General features: G+C 52.3%; 15 protein-coding genes. 10 read left to right on the top strand and 5 right to left on the bottom strand.

From position 1 onward, the window contains the following. The 4 genes from ACYC56_RS04970 to ACYC56_RS04955 form a co-directional block, all read left to right on the top strand. A partial coding sequence (locus ACYC56_RS04970) for a M50 family metallopeptidase (protein WP_461373081.1) occupies window positions 1–757 on the top strand: 757 nt, incomplete at its 5' end. Further along, on the top strand, window positions 758–1,828 hold the full coding sequence (gene ispG / locus ACYC56_RS04965; protein WP_461373080.1) for a flavodoxin-dependent (E)-4-hydroxy-3-methylbut-2-enyl-diphosphate synthase: 1,071 nt from the start codon (window positions 758–760) through the stop codon (window positions 1,826–1,828). Window positions 1,829–1,966: 138 nt separating this feature from the next. Then, the gene (locus ACYC56_RS04960) at window positions 1,967–3,718 is read left to right on the top strand and encodes a proline--tRNA ligase (RefSeq protein WP_461373079.1); all 1,752 of its coding nucleotides are present in this window, start codon (window positions 1,967–1,969) and stop codon (window positions 3,716–3,718) included. After that, the gene (locus ACYC56_RS04955; RefSeq protein WP_461373078.1) at window positions 3,699–4,391 is read left to right on the top strand and encodes a glycosyltransferase family 2 protein; all 693 of its coding nucleotides are present in this window, start codon (window positions 3,699–3,701) and stop codon (window positions 4,389–4,391) included. The genes ACYC56_RS04960 and ACYC56_RS04955 overlap by 20 nt, the downstream gene beginning before the upstream one ends. Here the strand turns inward: ACYC56_RS04955 and ACYC56_RS04950 are convergent. Genes ACYC56_RS04950 through ACYC56_RS04940 form a run of 3 tightly spaced genes read right to left on the bottom strand, consistent with a single transcriptional unit; the run spans window position 4,388 to window position 7,386 of the window. Beyond that, a complete protein-coding gene (locus tag ACYC56_RS04950; protein WP_461373077.1) occupies window positions 4,388–4,582 on the bottom strand; it encodes a 4Fe-4S binding protein in 195 nt (64 codons plus the stop codon). The genes ACYC56_RS04955 and ACYC56_RS04950 overlap by 4 nt on opposite strands. A 26-nt stretch (window positions 4,583–4,608) precedes the next feature. Next, window positions 4,609–6,969, bottom strand: a complete 2,361-nt coding sequence (locus ACYC56_RS04945; protein WP_461373076.1) for a heavy metal translocating P-type ATPase — start codon at window positions 6,967–6,969, stop codon at window positions 4,609–4,611. A 9-nt stretch (window positions 6,970–6,978) separates the two neighbouring features. Next, entirely contained in the window at window positions 6,979–7,386 is a 408-nt protein-coding gene (locus ACYC56_RS04940; protein ID WP_461373075.1) for an ArsR/SmtB family transcription factor, read from the bottom strand. Window positions 7,387–7,565: 179 nt separating this feature from the next. Here ACYC56_RS04940 and ACYC56_RS04935 point away from each other — a divergent pair, with 179 nt between their 5' ends. The 4 genes from ACYC56_RS04935 to ACYC56_RS04920 all read left to right on the top strand — a co-directional run bounded on the left by ACYC56_RS04935 (window position 7,566) and on the right by ACYC56_RS04920 (window position 13,744). Beyond that, entirely contained in the window at window positions 7,566–8,114 is a 549-nt protein-coding gene (locus ACYC56_RS04935) for a GNAT family N-acetyltransferase (protein WP_461373074.1), read from the top strand. Between the two features lie 224 nt (window positions 8,115–8,338). Next, window positions 8,339–11,569 carry a glycosyl hydrolase family 65 protein gene (locus ACYC56_RS04930; RefSeq protein ID WP_461373073.1) on the top strand — a complete coding sequence of 1,077 codons (3,231 nt, stop codon included), beginning with the start codon at window positions 8,339–8,341 and terminating at the stop codon, window positions 11,567–11,569. Continuing rightward, on the top strand, window positions 11,566–12,408 hold the full coding sequence (locus ACYC56_RS04925) for a universal stress protein (protein WP_461373072.1): 843 nt from the start codon (window positions 11,566–11,568) through the stop codon (window positions 12,406–12,408). The genes ACYC56_RS04930 and ACYC56_RS04925 overlap by 4 nt, the downstream gene beginning before the upstream one ends. A gap of 88 nt (window positions 12,409–12,496) precedes the next feature. Then, complete coding sequence (locus tag ACYC56_RS04920; protein WP_461373071.1) at window positions 12,497–13,744, top strand: glycosyltransferase; 1,248 nt, start codon at window positions 12,497–12,499, stop codon at window positions 13,742–13,744. Between the two features lie 56 nt (window positions 13,745–13,800). Here the strand turns inward: ACYC56_RS04920 and ACYC56_RS04915 are convergent, their stop codons facing one another. Further along, window positions 13,801–14,964 (bottom strand): cysteine desulfurase family protein, encoded by a 1,164-nt coding sequence (locus ACYC56_RS04915; protein ID WP_461373070.1) that lies wholly within the window; start codon window positions 14,962–14,964, stop codon window positions 13,801–13,803. A 60-nt stretch (window positions 14,965–15,024) separates the two neighbouring features. Further along, the gene (lpdA, locus tag ACYC56_RS04910; protein WP_461373069.1) at window positions 15,025–16,419 is read right to left on the bottom strand and encodes a dihydrolipoyl dehydrogenase; all 1,395 of its coding nucleotides are present in this window, start codon (window positions 16,417–16,419) and stop codon (window positions 15,025–15,027) included. 282 nt (window positions 16,420–16,701) lie between these two features. Between lpdA and ACYC56_RS04905 the strand changes: the two genes are divergently transcribed. After that, entirely contained in the window at window positions 16,702–17,694 is a 993-nt protein-coding gene (locus tag ACYC56_RS04905; RefSeq protein WP_461373068.1) for a potassium channel family protein, read from the top strand. Window positions 17,695–17,751: 57 nt separating this feature from the next. Further along, entirely contained in the window at window positions 17,752–18,264 is a 513-nt protein-coding gene (locus tag ACYC56_RS04900; protein ID WP_461373067.1) for an adenine phosphoribosyltransferase, read from the top strand. The last annotated feature ends 153 nt before the right edge of the window (window positions 18,265–18,417 follow it).

Raw genomic sequence — 18,417 nt, 5'->3', positions numbered from 1 at the left:
GGGCCCGTTTATGAACATGGTGCTCCCCATATTCTTAATCGCTATAATGATGATGTTCCAGGGAGTACCCGATCACACGAACCTAATCGGCGAAGTCGTAAAAGGCGGGCCGGCCGCAAAAGCGGGCTTACATGCGGGCGACAAGATCATCTCGGTCGAAGGTAAAAAAATCAAGGACTGGAATGAAGCGGTTAGCATTATCAAGAAAAAGCCGGGCAAAGAGATAACGATAGTCGCCGAGCGCGACGGGAAGACGCGAACATTCACTCCGGTTCTGGACAACAACAAGGGCCAGGGGTTTTTAGGAATAAGCCAGCATCTTCGAACCCCGCTTCCCCATGAAGCGTTATATCAAGGCTTATTGACTACGATCATGATTATTAAATTCATGGTGGTAACACTCTACGTTGTCTTTACGCAGAAAATCGGCTTGTTGGCCAAAGATAGCGCAGGGCCTGTCAGGATCGTCTACGAATCGGCAAAGATAATCCAACAAAGCTTCTGGTCGTATATTTGGCTACTGGCCTTAATAAGTATTAACATCGGAATAGTAAACCTGCTGCCCATACCGCCGCTAGATGGCGGAAGGCTGGCGATATTGGGAATCGAGGGCATCAAGCGCGGGCCCGTAAACAAAAAGGCGGTATTTGCAATCAACGCAGCGGGAATGGCGTTACTGCTGGCGCTCATGGTGTACTTCGTGTTCTCGGATATTTTCAAAATAATTCAAGGGACACCGTTCCCCGGTGGTGGATAAATGGCGCAAAAAACCGCAAAGGTTAGAATCGGCGATGTAGAGATCGGCGGCGGCAACCCCGTCGCCGTTCAGTCGATGACGAACAGAAAAACCGAAGACGTCGCATCGACCGTTGAGCAAATAAGAGACCTCGAAGCCGTGGGCTGCGAACTCGTCCGCGTTGCGGTACCGACCCGCGAGGCGATAGAGGCATTGCCGAAGATAAAAAAGCAAATCAATATTCCGCTCATCGCGGATATCCACTTCCACTGGGAGTATGCAATCGGCGCCATCGACGCCGGCGCCGATAAAATCCGCATAAACCCGGGCAATATTGGCGGTCTTGAAAACTTCGCCAAGGTAATCGAAAAAGCGCGCGAGAACAACGTCGCGATTCGCGTCGGCGTAAACTCGGGCTCGCTCCATCCAAAATATAAAAACGAGCAAGATCCTGCCGAAGCGCTCGTTAAAAGTTGCATCGAGTACGTTCAGTTTTGCGAAGAGATGAACTTTCACGATATCGTGCTCTCGGTAAAATCCTCATCCGTCGTCAACTCGATAAAAGCGTACCGAATGCTTGCCGAAGCAACCGGTTATCCGCTACATTTAGGCATAACGGAATCCGGCTCGCTGATGTCGGGCACGATCAAGTCGTCGGTAGGTTTGGGTGTTTTGCTCGCCGGGGGAATAGGCGACACGGTGCGCGTGTCGCTCTCTGCAGACCCCGTACACGAAATACAAGTGGGATTCCAAATATTGCAGGCGCTGGGGTTGAGATCGTACGGCCCCGAAATCATATCCTGCCCGACGTGCGGGCGCTGCGATATCGATGTCATACCGGTCGTGGAAGAGATAGAGAAGCGCCTTATGACCATACGCTCGCCGCTGAAAGTCGCCATCATGGGGTGTGTGGTAAACGGCCCCGGTGAGGCGAAGGAAGCCGACATCGGTATCGCCGGCGGCAAACGTGAAGGGGTGCTCTTCAAAGCCGGAAAAGCCATCCGCCGTGTACCGGCCGACGCCATGGTAGAGGAATTGATGGGTGAGATAGAGAAACTAATAGTTGACGTGCAAACACAAGAAGAAAAGTAAGGAGTAAGCAGTAGGGAGTAAGCAGTGTGAAGGTCTAGAATGAGGGTTAAAGATTTTTACCCTCATCCCTTTCCCTCGCTCTGCATACTGCCTACTGCGTACTGCATACTATTTATTAGTTTTCAAGGAGGCTGACAAGTGAGATTCTCAATACTATTAGCGCCGACGTTAAAGGAGAGCCCTTCAGAGGCTGAAGTGATGAGCCATAAGCTCCTTATGCGGGCGGGGATGATACGAAAAGTGGCGGCAGGAATCTACACATTCCTACCGCTTGGCTATAACGTCATCAAAAAGATCGAGCGTATCGTTCGCGAGGAAATGACCAGGGCTAACGCTCAGGAGATCCTGATGCCGGTTCTTCAACCTGCAGACCTCTGGAGGATAACCGGGCGCTGGGACCAATTCGGCCCCGAGATGATGAGGATGACCGATCGCAACGACAGGGAATTCGCCCTCGGACCAACGGCCGAAGAAATGATAACCGACCTAGTTAAAAACGAGGTCAAGTCGTACCGTCAGCTGCCGCTAACGCTCTATCAAATACAGGTAAAGTTCAGGGATGAGATTCGTCCGCGGTTCGGCCTGATGCGCGGCCGCGAGTTCATCATGAAAGACGCCTATAGCTTCAATAGAACTGTCGAGGAAATGCAGCGATCATACAGTGAGATGTATGATGCGTACAGCAGGATATTTTCCAGGTGCGGCCTTGATTTTAGAGCGGTAGATGCCGCAACCGGCCTCATCGGCGGCAAGGTATCCCAGGAGTTCATGGTTCTCGCCGAATCAGGCGAGAGCACGATTCTCTACTGCGACTCATGCGACTATGCGGCAAGCGACGAAGTAGCAACGGCGCCTCTGGCCGAGCCTTCAACAGAGGCGATCAAGCAATCGGAACTCGTCGAAACACCCCGGCAAAAAAGCGTCGAAGAAGTCGCGAGGTTCCTCAACATCCCCGAGGACAAAATAGTCAAGACCTTGATCTACAAATACGGTGCGTCGGAACTGGCAGGCGTACTCGTCCGGGGCGATCGCGACGTTAACGATGAGAAGCTTTCCGTGGCGTTGGGCACGACGGATTTTCACCTTCTCGCCGGCGCCGAATGGCAGGATTACCCCGAGCTTATCCAGGGATTTGTCGGGCCGGTCGGCATCAAAAACGTTCGTCTGATAGCGGATAAAGAGATATCCGTTATGCGGAATTTCGTAGTAGGCGCCAATAAACCCGACGTGCACCTTATCAACGTCAACGCAGGTGAGGATTTCCAGGTCGAAGAGTGGGCCGACATAAAAACGATTAAAGCAGGTGACAAATGCCCCATCTGCGGGGGAGTGCTTCTCTCGGCGCGGGGGATCGAGGTTGGCCAAATATTCCAACTGGGAACGAAATACAGCGCTTCTATGGAAGCGACATATATCGATGAGGACGGCCAGATAAAACCGTATATTATGGGCACTTACGGAATAGGCATAAGCCGCACAGCCGCCGCCGCAATCGAACAGAATCACGATGAAAACGGTATTATCTGGCCGATTTCAATAGCCCCCTACGAGGTCTCGATAGTCGTCTTGAATTACGATAAGGACGAGCAAAAAGAAATCGCAGACAAGATTTATGCAGGCCTTGGCGAAAACAATGTCGAGGTTGTGCTCGATGACAGAATCGAATCGGCGGGAAAGAAATTCGCCGATTCAGATTTGATAGGTTTTCCGGTGCAGATCGTAATAGGTAATCGAACAGTGAAAAGTGGCAATGTAGAAGTAAAGATTAGGGCGACCGGAGAGCGAATCGAATACCCGCTGGATGATGCGATCAATAAGATATCAAAGCTGGTAACAAGGATGCGCTCGCAGTTGCAGCCTGGAGGACCAGATGGAGAAAACGCCGGATAAGATCATCATCATAGTACCGGCATATAACGAGGAAAAGCATATTGGCGGCGTCTTAGATATCTTGAAGAACGTTAGCCTGATCGATGAGATACTGGTCGTCAGCGATGGGTCGCGCGACAAAACGGCTGAGGTCGCGCGGTCTTACAATGTCCGCGTAATCGAGCGCGAAACAAACGGGGGCAAAGGAGCGGCCATGAAAACCGGCATCGAGGCCACGGATGCCGACATCATCGCATTCATCGACGCCGACCTTATCGGGATAACACCCGATCATATAACGGACCTCATTCAACCCCTGTTAGATAATCGCGAACTCATGATGACGGTAGGAAAATTTACGGGAGGCAGGCTACGGACAGATCTCGCCCAAACAATCATCCCCTTTATATCAGGACAGCGAGCGATGCGAAGAGAGCTTTTAACGGGATTACCGGACCTCGAATCCACCGGGTTTGGTGTAGAGATAGCCATTACGCAACACGCCAAACAAAACAATCTCAAGGTTGAAGAAGTAGCGTTTCCCGATGCGTCCCAGGTTATGAAAGAGGAAAAACTCGGCCCGATTCACGGGTTTAAGGCGCGGTTGAAGATGTACAGCGATATCATCAAGCAACTTATGACCAGAAAAGCAAGCCGGACGAAGGAGCCTCAGCCAAAAAAGCCGCCTAATTAAAGGTCTCGAACGTATATAGCGTTATGGGGGCACTCCATCGTACATTTCGCGCACCCATAGCAGAGTTGGATATCCACCGATGCGGGCTCATCTTCATCTATTTTAAACAGCGCTTTTGTCGGGCAGGCTTTGCGTGCCGTGCACTTGCTGCAAACCTGGCATTTGCTGTAATCAACACTTGCTTTTTTCATCCAGCTAAAACTCCTTATAAAAACCCTTATATATAACCCTTGCGCATGAATAATCGCATTCCGTTTAAAATCACGAGCAACGAGATACCCGTATCGGCGAAGACCGCCATCCATAACGTCGCTGCCCCGAACACCGCAAGGAAGATAAACGCGAGCTTTACAATAATCGAAGCGGCCACATTTTGCTTTATGATTCGCAGCGCGCGCCTGCTTAGGTTAATCGTATACGGCACGTTATGGAGTTTATCGGCCATCAGCGCGATATCCGCGGTCTCAAGCGCGATATCCGAACCGATCGCGCCCATGGCGATGCCGACGTCCGCGCGCGAGATAGCCGGCGCATCGTTTACGCCGTCGCCTATCATCACCACACGCCCGTATGTATCGGAGAGCGACTCGATGGCTTTGACCTTATCCTCCGGCAACAACTCCGAACGGTAATCGTCGATACCGACCTGGGAAGCGATCTCCTTCGCGGTATCCGCATTGTCGCCGGTGAGCATAACAATATTGGCGATGCCGATACTTCGAAGCTGCTTTACGGTGTGCCGCGCATCCTCGCGCAGCCTGTCCGCAACCGCGACGATTCCTAAAAGCTTCGAACTGTTCCCAAGTATGAAGACGGTTTTTCCTTCACGCTGCAAGGCGAATATCAGGGGATCGACATCCGGGTCGGCCATATCGATCTCCGCGAAAAGCCTCGGATTGCCAATATAGTATGTAATGCCGCCGAAGTCGGCTTTTAGACCGCGTCCCGGGAGCGACTCGAAGTTGTTGGGCTCCCTGAACTCAAGACCCTGTTCGCCCGCGTACCGGATGATGGCCTCTGCCAGCGGGTGGCCCGATCTTGACTCCATCGCAGCGCTCAGCTTGATGATCTCGTCCTCTTTATAACCGTTTAACGGCACGACATCGGTGACCGAAAGCCGTCCCGTAGTGAGCGTGCCCGTCTTGTCGAATACGATTGCGGATGCCTGGCCCACGGCCTCAAGGTACGCACCGCCTTTAACAAGCACACCGTTTCTCGACGCGGCACCGATGGCCGCCGCAATCGACACCGGCGTGGAGATGACCAGCGCACACGGACACGCGATTACCAGCAACACCAGCGCCCTGTAAAACCATGGAATAAACGGTTGCCCGGCAAGCGGAGGGATTATCGCTATGGTGAGAGCGATTCCGATGACGACCGGCGTATAGTAGACGGAAAACCTGTCGATAAATCGCTGAGAAGGCGCCTTTTTGGCCTGGGCGTCTTCGACCAGGTGGATAATATTGGCTATTTTTGTATCACTGGAGAGCTTCGCGCACCTGAGTTCCAGGTATCCTTCCAGGTTGAGCGTACCTGCAAAGACCTGGTCGCCCACCTCTTTGACGACCGGCAGGGACTCGCCGGTAATGGCCGATTGATTTATAGATGACCTACCGGAAGCGATCTCACCGTCTACCGGAATGCCCTCACCGGGCTTGACTACCACGATATCGCCGATACGAACGTCCTCGATCGGGATGATTTTAGTGCCGCTCTCAGTTTTAATCGTAGCCTCACTCGGCGCAAGCTCAAGCAGGCGATGAATCGCATGCCTGGTCTTATCCATCGTATATGCCTCAAGCATAGTCCCCAGCGCAAACAAAAACATGACGGTGGCGGCCTCGGCCCACTGCCCGAGCACTATCGCCCCTATAACCGCAACCGTCATAAGAACGTTCATGTCGAACACGCGCGACTTCAGCGAAGATATCGAACTCTTGGCCGGCCTGTATCCGGCGACAACGGCGGCGGCGGTAAATAATGCTATCGTAAGGATACTTTGTCCAAGAAATAATTGAAGAAGACCCGCGATCAAAAGGGGACCGGCGGCAATCAGCACGGTTAACGCTCTCTTGTCGGAAAACCAGAACGAGCCCTTAGACGTTTCGACCCGCTTGGCGCCCTCAAGTCGTGCGCTATACCCACTGGCCTCGATAATCTTGATAAGCTCCGAACCGGGAATGACTTCTTCATGGTGGCTTACCGTAAGCTTTCCGGTCTCAAAGACCAGCTCGGCTGAATCAACGCCCTCGAGATCCGCGAGCTTTTTCTGCAATTTCGCCGAGCAGTCCGGGCAATCGAGCCCGCCGATGCGAAACGTCGACGTTCTTGTAGCCTCGGCCGTTCCGACACCGTATCCGAAGTCTTTAATGAGCGTGAAGACCGTTTCTTTCGAGCTTACCTGGGGGTCATACTTAATGCGCAGATTCGATGCAGTGAAGTTGACCTCCGCGTTTTCGACGCCGGGTAATTTTTGAAGAGCCTTCTGCACCTTCAGGGCGCAGTCCGGGCAATCAAGGCCCGATATCGCCACGGTTTCTTCTGTCGTTCGCTCGCCGCCTTTATCCTTAATCACCACAAAGCATCACCTAAACCCCTTGTCTATGGGGAGGTCCATGCGGTTATGCAGTTCTTCCTGAACGTGCGAGATACCCTGAGTCAGCAGTTGTATAATATGCTCGTCGTCTAGCGAGTAGTACACCATTTTGGCTGCCTTACGGCGCTTGACTACGCGATGGTCTTTTAGCTTTCGCAGCTGGTGCGAGACGGCCGACTGGCTCATCCCGACTACCTCGGCGATCTCACATACGCACAACTCGCTACGGCGCAGCGCGAACACTATCTTCACCCTGGTAGGGTCCGATAGCACCTTAAATGTATCCGAAAGGCGCTCGATCGCGACATCCGGTATCAGATGTCGCAGATGCTCTTTCACATCATTGACTTTTGAGGCGTCGAACCGGGTTTCAACGCAAATTTCATCAATCGACATAGTATAAACTCCACTCATATGAATATATGTTCATATGTTTAATTATATCGGATTATTTGCCTGGGTCAATTAATAATTTAAAGAGCGGGGGCAGGGTATAGGGAAGAACGGTGAATAGCTGAAACTATTTGTCATTGTGCGCGTTTTTATTTACATTAAGAAGGAGTTGAGGTGTTCGGGTGGAAACAATAAACCTAAAAGGCAAAGAGTTCGTAATCCGCAGGCTTCAAGAGGGCCGTTCGAATAGGCCGCGCAAGTTTCTGAAGTTTATTAACGACATCGTGGCGGATTCCGAAGCCATGATCCTTACGCGGTCAAAGCAAACAGTGGACGATGAGCGCGCGTGGCTGCAAGGCAGCATGATCGCCGTCAAATCTGCAAGAATGGTAGTTCTTGTTGCGGAAGCGGATGATGCGATCGTTGGGCTTGCTTCGGTCGGCAACCGCGCCGAGAGAGCCGACCATGTAGCCGATTTCGGCATATCGGTTAAGCGGGGCTACCGCGGGATCGGCTTAGGCTCGGCGCTACTAACCCGTGCGATCGACGCGGCGCGAACCGACTTATTACCGCGACCGGTGATGATACGTCTTAGTGCTTTTAATGCCAACGAGAAAGCGCTATCTTTATATGAGCGCCATGGCTTTAATATCGTCGCTCAAATTCCACGGCAATTCATATTTAACGGTGAGTTTGTTGACGAAGTGATAATGCTGAAATCACTTCTGTGATTTCAGTCTGCCCCTGGTACGAAGCGCAAGCGACACCCAACGCCAAAAAAGAACCGATACGCGAGAGGTTCGCTATCTACTTTGAGGCTTGTATGGGTATACATCACTTGTGCATTTAATTTCTCCATAAAATTTCCGATAATAAGTGGAAAAGAGAGTACCTGCATTTGGGTAGGATAGTGTCGGATAAGCTTAATACAAATTATTGAATTGGAGTTTTTACCTTGAATGATTGCGTAGTCGCTTTTCCAAAGATAAAGAAACACCCGTACAAGATCGTTGCGTTTGATTGGGATGGAACGGCCGTTGAAAACCGTAACGCCGATGCACGGGCCGTCACGGAGGCACTCGAGCAGCTCATGAAATACGGGATATATATCGTTGTTATCACCGGCACGAACTTCGGCAATGTAAACCGCCAGTTCGCCTCGCTGATTCACGGACCCCACAAGAAGAACCTCTTTGTTTGCACGGATAGGGGCTCTGAAGTGTACGGCTTTGACGAGAATTCCGAGCCGGTCGTACTTTCTGAGCGGGTTGCGACCGAAGAGGAGAACAGGATTCTCGATCGCGCAGCAGAAGCCGTAAAGGAGCACATCGAGAGCAGATCAAACGTTAACATCGAGATCGTCTATAATCGCATGAACCGTCGTAAGATCGATCTTATCCCCGAGTGGGAAAACCCTCCAAAATCGCAGATAGGCGAACTTTTAAAAGCGACAGAAGAACGCCTTAATAACGGCGGCTTTGCCGGCGGCTTAGGAGAGGCGTTTGACCTTACCGAGCGCTATGCGCACGACCTCGGGCTTTTCGATGCCAGGTTAACAAGCGATGTAAAGCATATCGAGGTCGGCCTAACCGATAAATCCGATTCAATAAAATGGGTCATAGAAGAGTTATCCAAAAAGAAAAATATTCCGTTCACCGACACGCTGGTGCTCGGCGACGAGTTCGGGCCGATCGCCGGATTCGAGGGCAGTGATTTCAGGATGTACCTGCCGGCAGCGCCCGGAATAACCTATGTTTCGGTCGGCAAAGAGCCAAACGGCGTGCCCCCCGGCGTCATTCATACCGGCGGAGGCCCGGCGTGCTTCCTTCAGCTGATGAAAGAGCAGGCCGAGCTATACAAGAAGCTCTGCGTAACAGAAGACCCGACGTTTTTGATCATCGAAGACGGTTACGACCCGTTACGCGAGCGCGAGATCGAATCCATCTTTACCGTCGGAAACGGATACCTCGGCACCCGCGGATCGCTCGAGGAGCAAGGCATAGGCTCAGAGCCGGCAACTCTACTTGCGGGTGTTTACGATAGGGCCGCCCCGGGCGAGATAGAAGAGCTTTCGATAATCGCCGATTGGGTGTTTACCAGGATATATGTCGATGGTCAAGAACTCACAATGGATGAGCGGACTATCCTCAGTCATAAACGAACCCTCGACATGGGAAAGGGAGTCATGCACCGCGAGTGGCGTCATAGGGGCGAAAAGGGCCGCATAACGTCGATACGATTCTCGAGGTTCGCGTCACTTGCCGAGCCACACGCGATGGCGCTTAGAATCCGCGTGGTCCCCGAGAACTACAGGGGAGAAATTCGCGTTGAAACGGGTATCGAACTCTGCCGCAAAGCCGGTATCGGCGCCGAGCCCATCGAGAAGCGCGACCTGGACGGGGGTCGGGGTATCATGATGGTGACCAAAACAGAGTTCACCGATATTAAAATCGCCGAAGCCCAGCTGAGCGTAGTCAGGGGCGGCATGTTGAAACCCGATTACCGCACATTTATCAACGACTGCGGTGTGAGCGAGCAATGGAGATGGCAGGCCGACGAGGGCCAGGAGATAGAGATCGACAAATTCGTCGGCATATATACGACCAGAGACACGGACAGTCCCGTGCAAAGGGCAACTGAAGAGGTCAGTACATATGCCGGTCGCGGTTTTGATGATATGCTTCTCGAGCATGTGGATGCCTGGGCGAAACGCTGGGAAGACGCGGCCATTACGATTGACGGCGACCCCGACGCGCAGTTATGGTCTAATTTTGCGGGATACCATTTGATAATCGCAGGCAATGATTTTGATGAGCGCGTATCGATCAGTGCCAGAACCCTTACCGGCACGATCTACAAAGGCCATATATTCTGGGATGCGGATATGTTCATGATCCCATTCTTCATCTACACGCACCCGGCAACTGCGAGGGCCATGCTTATGTATCGTTACCACACGATACATGCCGCACGACAGGAAGCGAAGGATATGGGCGCGAAAGGCGCCATGTTCGCCTGGGAATCGACGAGCACAGGCGAGGAGATGACGCCGGAAAGCGTAATCGCTCCTAACGGCGAGGTAATCCTCATCCTGTCGGGTAAACTCGAGCAACACATAAATTGCGCTATCACTTACGGCGTATGGCAGTACTGGATCGCCACGCGGGATGAGGACTTCCTTGTAAACGCCGGATCGGAAATACTCATTGAGACCGCACGGTTTTGGGTGAGCCGCGTCGAAGAGCATGAGGGCGTTTATCATATTCCCAACATAGAGGGTCCCGACGAGTATCACGAGATCGTAAACGACAATACCTATACAAACATGATGGCGGTCTGGAATATCGATAGGGCCGTAGATGCTATCGGTTACCTGAAAAATGACTATCCGGAGAAGTGGCTCGCGCTTAAGGAAAAGCTTGCTTTCGATGAGAACGAGTTGGTCGAATGGGCGCATGTCGCCGAGAACATGTATATAGATAGGAATCACGGAAACCTTATCGAGCAGTTCGACGGGTTCTTCAATTTGAAGGACATCGACGTTTACAAGTTCGAGCCGAGAACCGCTCCGCTCGATTCCATCCTTGGCAGGGAAGAGACGGCCGCGTCGCAGCTTGTGAAGCAAGCGGATGTGGTAATGCTTCTGTATATATTGGAGCACAAGTTTAGCGAAGACGTAATTAAGGAAAACTTTGATTATTACGAGCGGCGCACGGGGCACGGCAGCTCGTTGTCTCCAAGCATGTACGGCCTTGTTGCCGCACGGCTTGGGATGCTTGATATGGCGATGCGTTATTTCCGCCAGGCAGCCCAGATCGACCTGGCCAATAATATGGGTAACGCGGCCGGGGGAGTCCATGCGGCCGCCCTTGGGGGTCTTTGGCAGCAATTGATTATGGGGTTTGCCGGCATGCGACCCGAGGAGGACGGTCTCTATATAGACCCGAAGCTTCCGGAAGAGTGGAAACAGGTTAAGTTTGCGCTCACCTGGCGTAACAACACTATCGATTTCGATGTCGAAAGAGACAAACATATCATCGTCACCGTTGGGCAGGTAAGCGAGGTCGCGGTCGGAATATACGGCCGCCAGCTGCAAACGCTTAAACCCGGTGAGACCTATAAATCTGAATGGGATGGCTCCACCTGGGGCGAACTCGATGGGAAGGAGCAAGAAGGTGTAGCATGAGAAATAGACCGGCGGTAATTCTACCTCTAGATGGATCTGAGATTGCGGTAAAGGCGTTGGGCGCGGCCGAGGCCATGACGAATATCATGGGGGCCGTGCTTTACATCGTTCATGTAACGGAAGAGCTATTGTCCGAAAGAGACCTTGTTAAGAAGCTAAAAATAGGGCAGATCGAAGTAAGGGATTTTTCGCTTCACCAGATACAGGGAGTGGATGCAGCCGACGAAATCCTTCGCTTTGCGGCCAGCGTCGATACGCAAATGATCGTAATGTCGAGCCACGGGTGGACGTTCAACACAGAGCACCTTCTGGGATCTACCACCACGGGTATAGTGCAGCGGGCTATTAATCCGGTGATGATTATCCGGCCCGATATTGCGCATACGCCCGACCCCCAATGGAAGCCGAAGAAAATGCTGGTGCCGCAAGATGGGTCGCCTACCGCTGCGGCGGTTATGATTCAGGTATTTAACCTCGCGAAGCGGGTTCATGCCGAGGTCGACGTGCTCAATATCGGTGTTGTCGGCGAGAAGCCGTCGCGTGAGCCCGGTACGATAACACCGCCTCGCTATGTGGATTACCCGCGATACGATTGGCCTGCCTGGGCGCAGGAGTTCGTCGAGCGATTCTACGCACAGCGCCCGCTGGAAGTGAGCTTGAAACTCTTTGAGCGAGAGGGTGAGCCTGCGGATGTCATGCTCAAATTCGCCCAGGAAAATGGAGACGACCTGATAGCCCTTGGTTGGCACGGTCATCTTGAGGAGCGGCGTGCCACGACTGTCAAAGAGCTTCTTCGTCGAACCGATATACCCGTTCTGCTGATATGGTCAAGGGAATAGGGAGTAAAGAAATGAATCGAACGGCCCACGCGGGCCGTTTTTTGTTTCCCTTTTTTGGGTAAGTCTTTACCCGAGAGGGGAGTTGCCAATGCCGAGAATGGTCGATATCGGTGAACTACAGCTTGATATGTACGAGAAAGCACTGCCGGATGAGATAGATGAACTGCGATTGCTCGCTCAAGAGCTACAAGGGGTGCGCGTGCTTCACATCAATTCAACACTTCTCGGCGGGGGTGTCTCGGAAATACTGCGCTCTGTGATACCTATAGAAAGGGCGCTTGGAATCGACGCGCATTGGCAGGTCATCACCGGAGATGAGCGGTTTTTTCACGTTACCAAATCGCTACATAACGCCCTGCAGGGAGCCCCTTACAATCTCACCAGAACCGATCAAGAGACCTACCTTGCATTCAATAAACTAAACGCGGAGGCTTTGGAGAGCGACTTTGATTATATCTTCGTCCACGACCCTCAACCGGTGGCGCTGCGCTCTTTACGACCCGATATTCAATCGCACTGGATTTGGCGCTGCCATATAGATACGTCGACGCCGAACCCAAGCATTTGGGGTTTTTTGCTGCCGTTTATCCAGGAGTACGATGCAGCGGTCTTTACGATGCAAGAGTTTGTTCCTAAGGGCCTGGGGTGTAGGGTCGCGATTATTGCTCCGGCAATCGACCCCTTAAGCCCGAAGAACATGGAGCTTCCCCGGGAAATGTGTTGGCGCATGTTGAAATGGATAGGGGTGCCGAAGGACGGCCCCATCATCTGTCAGGTATCGCGCTTCGACCCATGGAAGGACCCGCTCGGGGTGATCGAGGCATACCGCCTTGTCTCGCAGGAACGCCCGGATGCTCGCCTGATACTGGTGGGCTCGATGGCGACGGACGATCCAGAGGGTTGGGAGATGTACGATAAAGTAATCGACGCTAAACATGCAGATCCCCGAATCCATGTATTTACCAACTTCGAAGCCATGACCGATGTGCAGGTCAACGCCTTGCAACATCTGTCCGATGTAGTCGTCCAGAAGTCGATAAAAGAGGGATTCGGATTGGTCGTTTCGGAGACCTTATGGAAAGGGACGCCGGTAGTAGCGGGTCGTGCGGGCGGTATTCCCCTGCAACTCGCGGGGGGCGGGGGCTTTCTGGTAGGTTCGGTGGACGAGACCGCAATGCGGGTGTTGGAGTTGTTGGCCGATCCGAAAATGGCCGCGGAACAAGGGCAGAAAGGCCGGCGATACGTCCGAGACCACTTCCTTATGACGAGGCTCATCCGCGACGACTTACGGCTGATGTTATCAGTCCTAAAACCCGCGAGCCCTAAAGTATACTAAAAATGCAATAAATACCCTCACCCTCGACCTACACCCAATCGCTAATCGCTGCACTATTACCCCGCGCTTTGATGCGTGTGTCCTTCGAGTAGGCTCTCGTACCTGGCCGAGAGAAGGTCGACGATAGTGTCGATTTCGTCATCGGTCGACCATTTACCGAGGCTTATGCGTAAGGAGCCCATCGCATACGTTTCTTCCACGCCCATAGCCATTAAGACATGAGATATTTCGAGCGATTCCGCTTGGCAGGCAGAGCCGGGGGAGGCGGCGACCTCGGGTGTCGATGCGAGGAGGTCTGAGGCAAGAACCCCTGGAAAGCCTATGTTGAGCGTATTAGGCACGCGATCGGTGGGGTGCCCGTTTAGCCTGAAGTTAGGCACATCGGTGGCAAAGTGCTCGTACATTCTCTGCCCGAGCCTAAGAAGGTGAGCCGATACCTGGTCGAGGGATTCTGTCGCAACTTCGCATGCTTTGCCGAGGGCGACGATCATGGCCACCGCTTCTGTGCCTGCACGAAGACCGAATTCCTGAGATGCCCCGTCGATAATGGGCTCGATCTCGGTGCCTTCTCTTACGTAAAGGGCGCCAACGCCTTTGGGAGCGTAGAATTTATGCCCGGCAACGGTTAACAGGTCGACCCCCAGGTCATCCACGTTTACCGGAATCTTACCCACGCTTTGCGCTGCGTCGGTGTGGAAGTAGATACCCAGTTCCTTCGCCATCATACCTATATCCTCAATCGGCTGAATCGTTCCTACCTCGTTGTTTGCGTGCATAATCGTGATGAGGATCGTGTCCTTGCGAATTGTGTTTCTAACGTCTTCAACGGATACCATGCCGTATTCGTCCACCGGTAAAACGGTCAGCTCGAACCCTTCCTTTTCAAGTCGTCTACATGGTTCGATTACCGAGGGGTGTTCGACATCGCTGGTTATAATATGGCTTCCGTGATGGCGGTTTGCGTGTGCGATGCCCTTTATCGCCAGGTTGTTCGATTCGCTTCCGCCGCTTGTAAATATGACCTCTTGCGGCGTGCAGCCGAGGCAATCCGCAACCTGCTGCCGTGCTTTTACAACGGCTTTCCTGGATTGTTTTCCGTACCAGTGCGCGCTTGAGGGATTGCCGAAGTATTCGGTGAGGTAGGGAATCATCTCAGCGGATACTGCCGGGTCGACAGGCGTCGACGCATTGTAATCGGCATAAATAGGTTTCTCGGTCATACTTATAACAGCTCCTCAACTTGAAGACGAATCTTCTTTATCATGGTTTTTGCGTGTGTTTCAGGCCGCCAACCTCTGCATATAGATCGCGTTGCCATTAACGTCGAGGGCGGCTTCGTATATCAGCTCGGAAAACGTCGGATGGGCATGGATTACCATACCGAGGGCCGATGCCGTCATACCCTGATACATGGCCACAGCCACCTCATGGATAATATCGGTGGCGCGCTCGCCGATAACGTGAACGCCTACGATTCTATCAGATATCGCATCGGCGATGATTTTGGCTTTGCCGGCGATTTCTCCCGACGCGTGCGATATCCCAAGGCTACGTAGCTCGACACTTCCGACCTTAACATCCATACCCATGTCTTTAGCCTGGCCTTCAGTGATGCCGACGCTTCCTATCTCGGGGTAGGTATAAATCCCGCTCGGGATTACCGTGTAATCCATCATGTAACGGTTCCCAAGGGCATTTGCGACCGCGACCTTACACTCGGCGGAGGCGACGTGAGCGAGCATCGGATTGCCGATAACATCTCCGACCGCATAGATACCCGGTATATTCGTCATCATCTGATTGTTGACTTTGATTCCGCCGTTCGGTAGGGTTTCGAGGCCGATCTTTTCATGGCCTATGCCGCCCGTTGAGGGCAGGCGTCCGATTGCGACGAGCGCGATATCTGCGGTAAAGACCGTTCCATCTTCTATGGTAGCTTCGACTTTGTCGTCGACTCGTGTTCCGACAAGCGTGCTATTTGTTCTGACATCTATCCCGGCCTTTTTAAATTCCCTGGCAAGGATGGCCGAGACCTCTTCGTCTGTGTTCATGAGCAGCCTCGGCAATGCCTCGATGATGGTGATTTTTGTGCCGAGCGCCGAGAAGATAGAGGCGAACTCACAGCCGATGTAACCGCCGCCGATAATCAGCATCGAGTCCGGCAGCTTGGTAAGCCGTAAAAGATCGTCGCTGGAGAGCACCTTGACCCCGTCGTAAGCCAAAAAGGGCAAGGCGTGGGGTTTGGAGCCGGTTGCTATGATAATGTTTTTCGAAAAAATCGTTTGCTCTCCGTCGGCCCCGCTGATTTTGAGAGTGTTTATATCATTGAAGCTGGCATGCCCCTTAAGTATCTGCACGTCGTTCTTCTCGACAAGTTTAAAAAGGCCTTGTTTCTCGATATCGACGACCCTGTCTTTTCGGGTCTGAAGCTTTTCTAGCGACGTTTGGATAGTATCCCCGATATCGATGCCGTATTCGCCCGCACGGCGTGCGTTTCTCAGCGCTTTTGCCGACGCGACGAGCGTTTTTGTAGGGATGCAGCCCGTATTGAGGCAGACCCCTCCAAAATCACCTTTCTCGATGATGCATACGGGAACGCCCGCACGCGCCGCTGTGACAGCGCCGACATAGCCCGCAGGACCGGAACCGATGATAGCGATCTCATACCTTTCCACGTTTTTCACACCCCAGTTGTAAATCAACAGTTTGACTAGTACATACCCCTTTTACTAGAGAATTGAAAATAGAAAATGGAAAATAGATTGAATTATTGAGGGTTAGCCTTGAGTATGCAGGAGCTTTGCCTTAGTTAGCGAATATTCACAGTAGTAGGCAGATGAGCTGTTGCAACATGATGAGCACGCACATTTTGCGTATAATATAATACGGACCAAGATTCTAATGGATCTATTTTCTATTCTCAATTATCTATTTTCTTGATCGGGGGTTGGCGCTGTGTGGACTTACTAAGGCAATTACGGCTTACGCTTGCCCTGTTCGCACTAGTTGTAGCAATAGGCATTGCAGGATACATGGTACTTGAGGGCTGGTCGTTTATAGATGCCGCGTACATGACCGTTATAACGATAACAACGGTCGGGTATCGCGAAGTTCATCCCCTCGATGTCGCTGGACAGTTGTTTACGATGCTTCTTGTTTTTGCGGGCGTGGGCACGGCGTTTTACTTTTTTGTATCGATAGCGGAATTCATGATCGAAGGGCATCTATCAGGCATATTAACGGAGAGAAGAGTGGAGCGAGAAATAAGAACACTGGAACAACACTATATCTTATGCGGTTACGGCAGGGTCGGTGAGAATGTCGCGGACGAGTTCAGGGCATCTCATTCGCCATTCGTGATCATAGAGAATAACCCCGACAGGGTGCAGGAATGCCGCGAAAAAGGCTTTTTGTGTATCGAAGGCGACGCCTCAAGCGATGAGGTCTTGTTGAGGGCGGGGGTCGAACGCGCAAGCGGATTGGTAGCTGCTGTCGACAACGACGCGGATAACGTCTTTGTCACCCTGACCGCGCGCGTGCTTAACCCGAAGATCGATATCGTCGCCCGGAGCATCCTGGCCGAATCAAGAGAAAAGTTGATCCGCGCCGGGGCAAACCGGGTGGTGTCACCGAGTATAATCGGCGGTAAACGCATGGCGGCCATTCTCATACGTCCTCTGGTATCGGACTATCTCGATGTCGTTACATTTGGCGATGATCTAGAGTACCGGCTTGAAGAGTTGACGGTGAGCGAAACATCAAAATGCAGGGGCAAAACGCTGTCTGAGGCGGATATTCGCAAGCGCACCGGGGCGGTGATCCTTGCTATCAGGAAGCGGTCGGGAGAGTTTAATACATCACCGATGGCGTCGACTGTACTCGAGGAAGGAGATCACGTGGTGATTCTCGGTACGCGCGAGCAGTTAGAGGCCGTGCAAAAGATATTCTAACTATGTTACATTATCCATGTAAGCCTATACATGAATGCCAATTCCTAGGAGGTAAGAGTGGATCTAAAGACATATGTGAGGGATATTCCGGACTGGCCCAAAGAAGGGGTGATGTTTCGCGATATAACACCGCTTCTTGGAAATAAGGAAAGTTTTAAGTACGCGATCGACTCAATCGCCGATCACTACAAAGACATGAATATCGACGTCGTGCTTGGGGCGGAAGCGCGCGGGTTTATCCTGGCAAGCGCGCTGGCATATAGGCTCGGATGCGGGTTTGTTCCCGCGAGGAAGCCGGGTAAACTACCGTTTACAACGCTGAGCGCGGAATATGAGCTTGAGTATGGGGTCGACTCGCTTGAAATGCACGAGGATGCGATTAAACCGGGAGAGCGGGTCCTTGTGGTCGATGACGTTATAGCGACGGGCGGCACTGCTGCGGCAAAAGTAAAGCTGGTCGAGCAACTTGGGGGAACGGTTGTCGGAGTAGCGTTTTTAATCGAACTAAGTTTCTTAGATGGACGCTCAAAGCTCGAAGGACAAGACGTATTTTCGCTTATCACATATTAAGAACGGCATTAGGTAAGAACGATTCTAAAATATAGACCCCCTGTGTTAGCAGGGGGTCTTTCGTTTCTGACGATCGTTAAGCGGACATAACCCGGAAGCTATGCCGTTTTCTTTGCGCGAGTGATCAGGTCGTAAACAGTCGCGCCGCCAAGT

This window comes from Candidatus Aquicultor sp. (assembly GCF_054640775.1).
The sequence above is the reverse complement of the archived record's forward strand: the minus strand, read 5'-3'. Positions and strand labels throughout refer to the sequence as shown.

Excerpts from the sequence above, each read along its gene's own strand:
- ACYC56_RS04915 (WP_461373070.1), bottom strand. The coding sequence starts at position 14,964 with ATGACCGAGAAACCTATTTATGCCGATTACAATGCGTCGACGCCTGTC.
- ispG (WP_461373080.1), top strand. The coding sequence starts at position 758 with ATGGCGCAAAAAACCGCAAAGGTTAGAATCGGCGATGTAGAGATCGGC.
- ACYC56_RS04955 (WP_461373078.1), top strand. The coding sequence starts at position 3,699 with ATGGAGAAAACGCCGGATAAGATCATCATCATAGTACCGGCATATAAC.
- ACYC56_RS04940 (WP_461373075.1), bottom strand. The coding sequence starts at position 7,386 with ATGTCGATTGATGAAATTTGCGTTGAAACCCGGTTCGACGCCTCAAAA.
- ACYC56_RS04950 (WP_461373077.1), bottom strand. The coding sequence starts at position 4,582 with ATGAAAAAAGCAAGTGTTGATTACAGCAAATGCCAGGTTTGCAGCAAG.
- ACYC56_RS04925 (WP_461373072.1), top strand. The coding sequence starts at position 11,566 with ATGAGAAATAGACCGGCGGTAATTCTACCTCTAGATGGATCTGAGATT.
- ACYC56_RS04920 (WP_461373071.1), top strand. The coding sequence starts at position 12,497 with ATGCCGAGAATGGTCGATATCGGTGAACTACAGCTTGATATGTACGAG.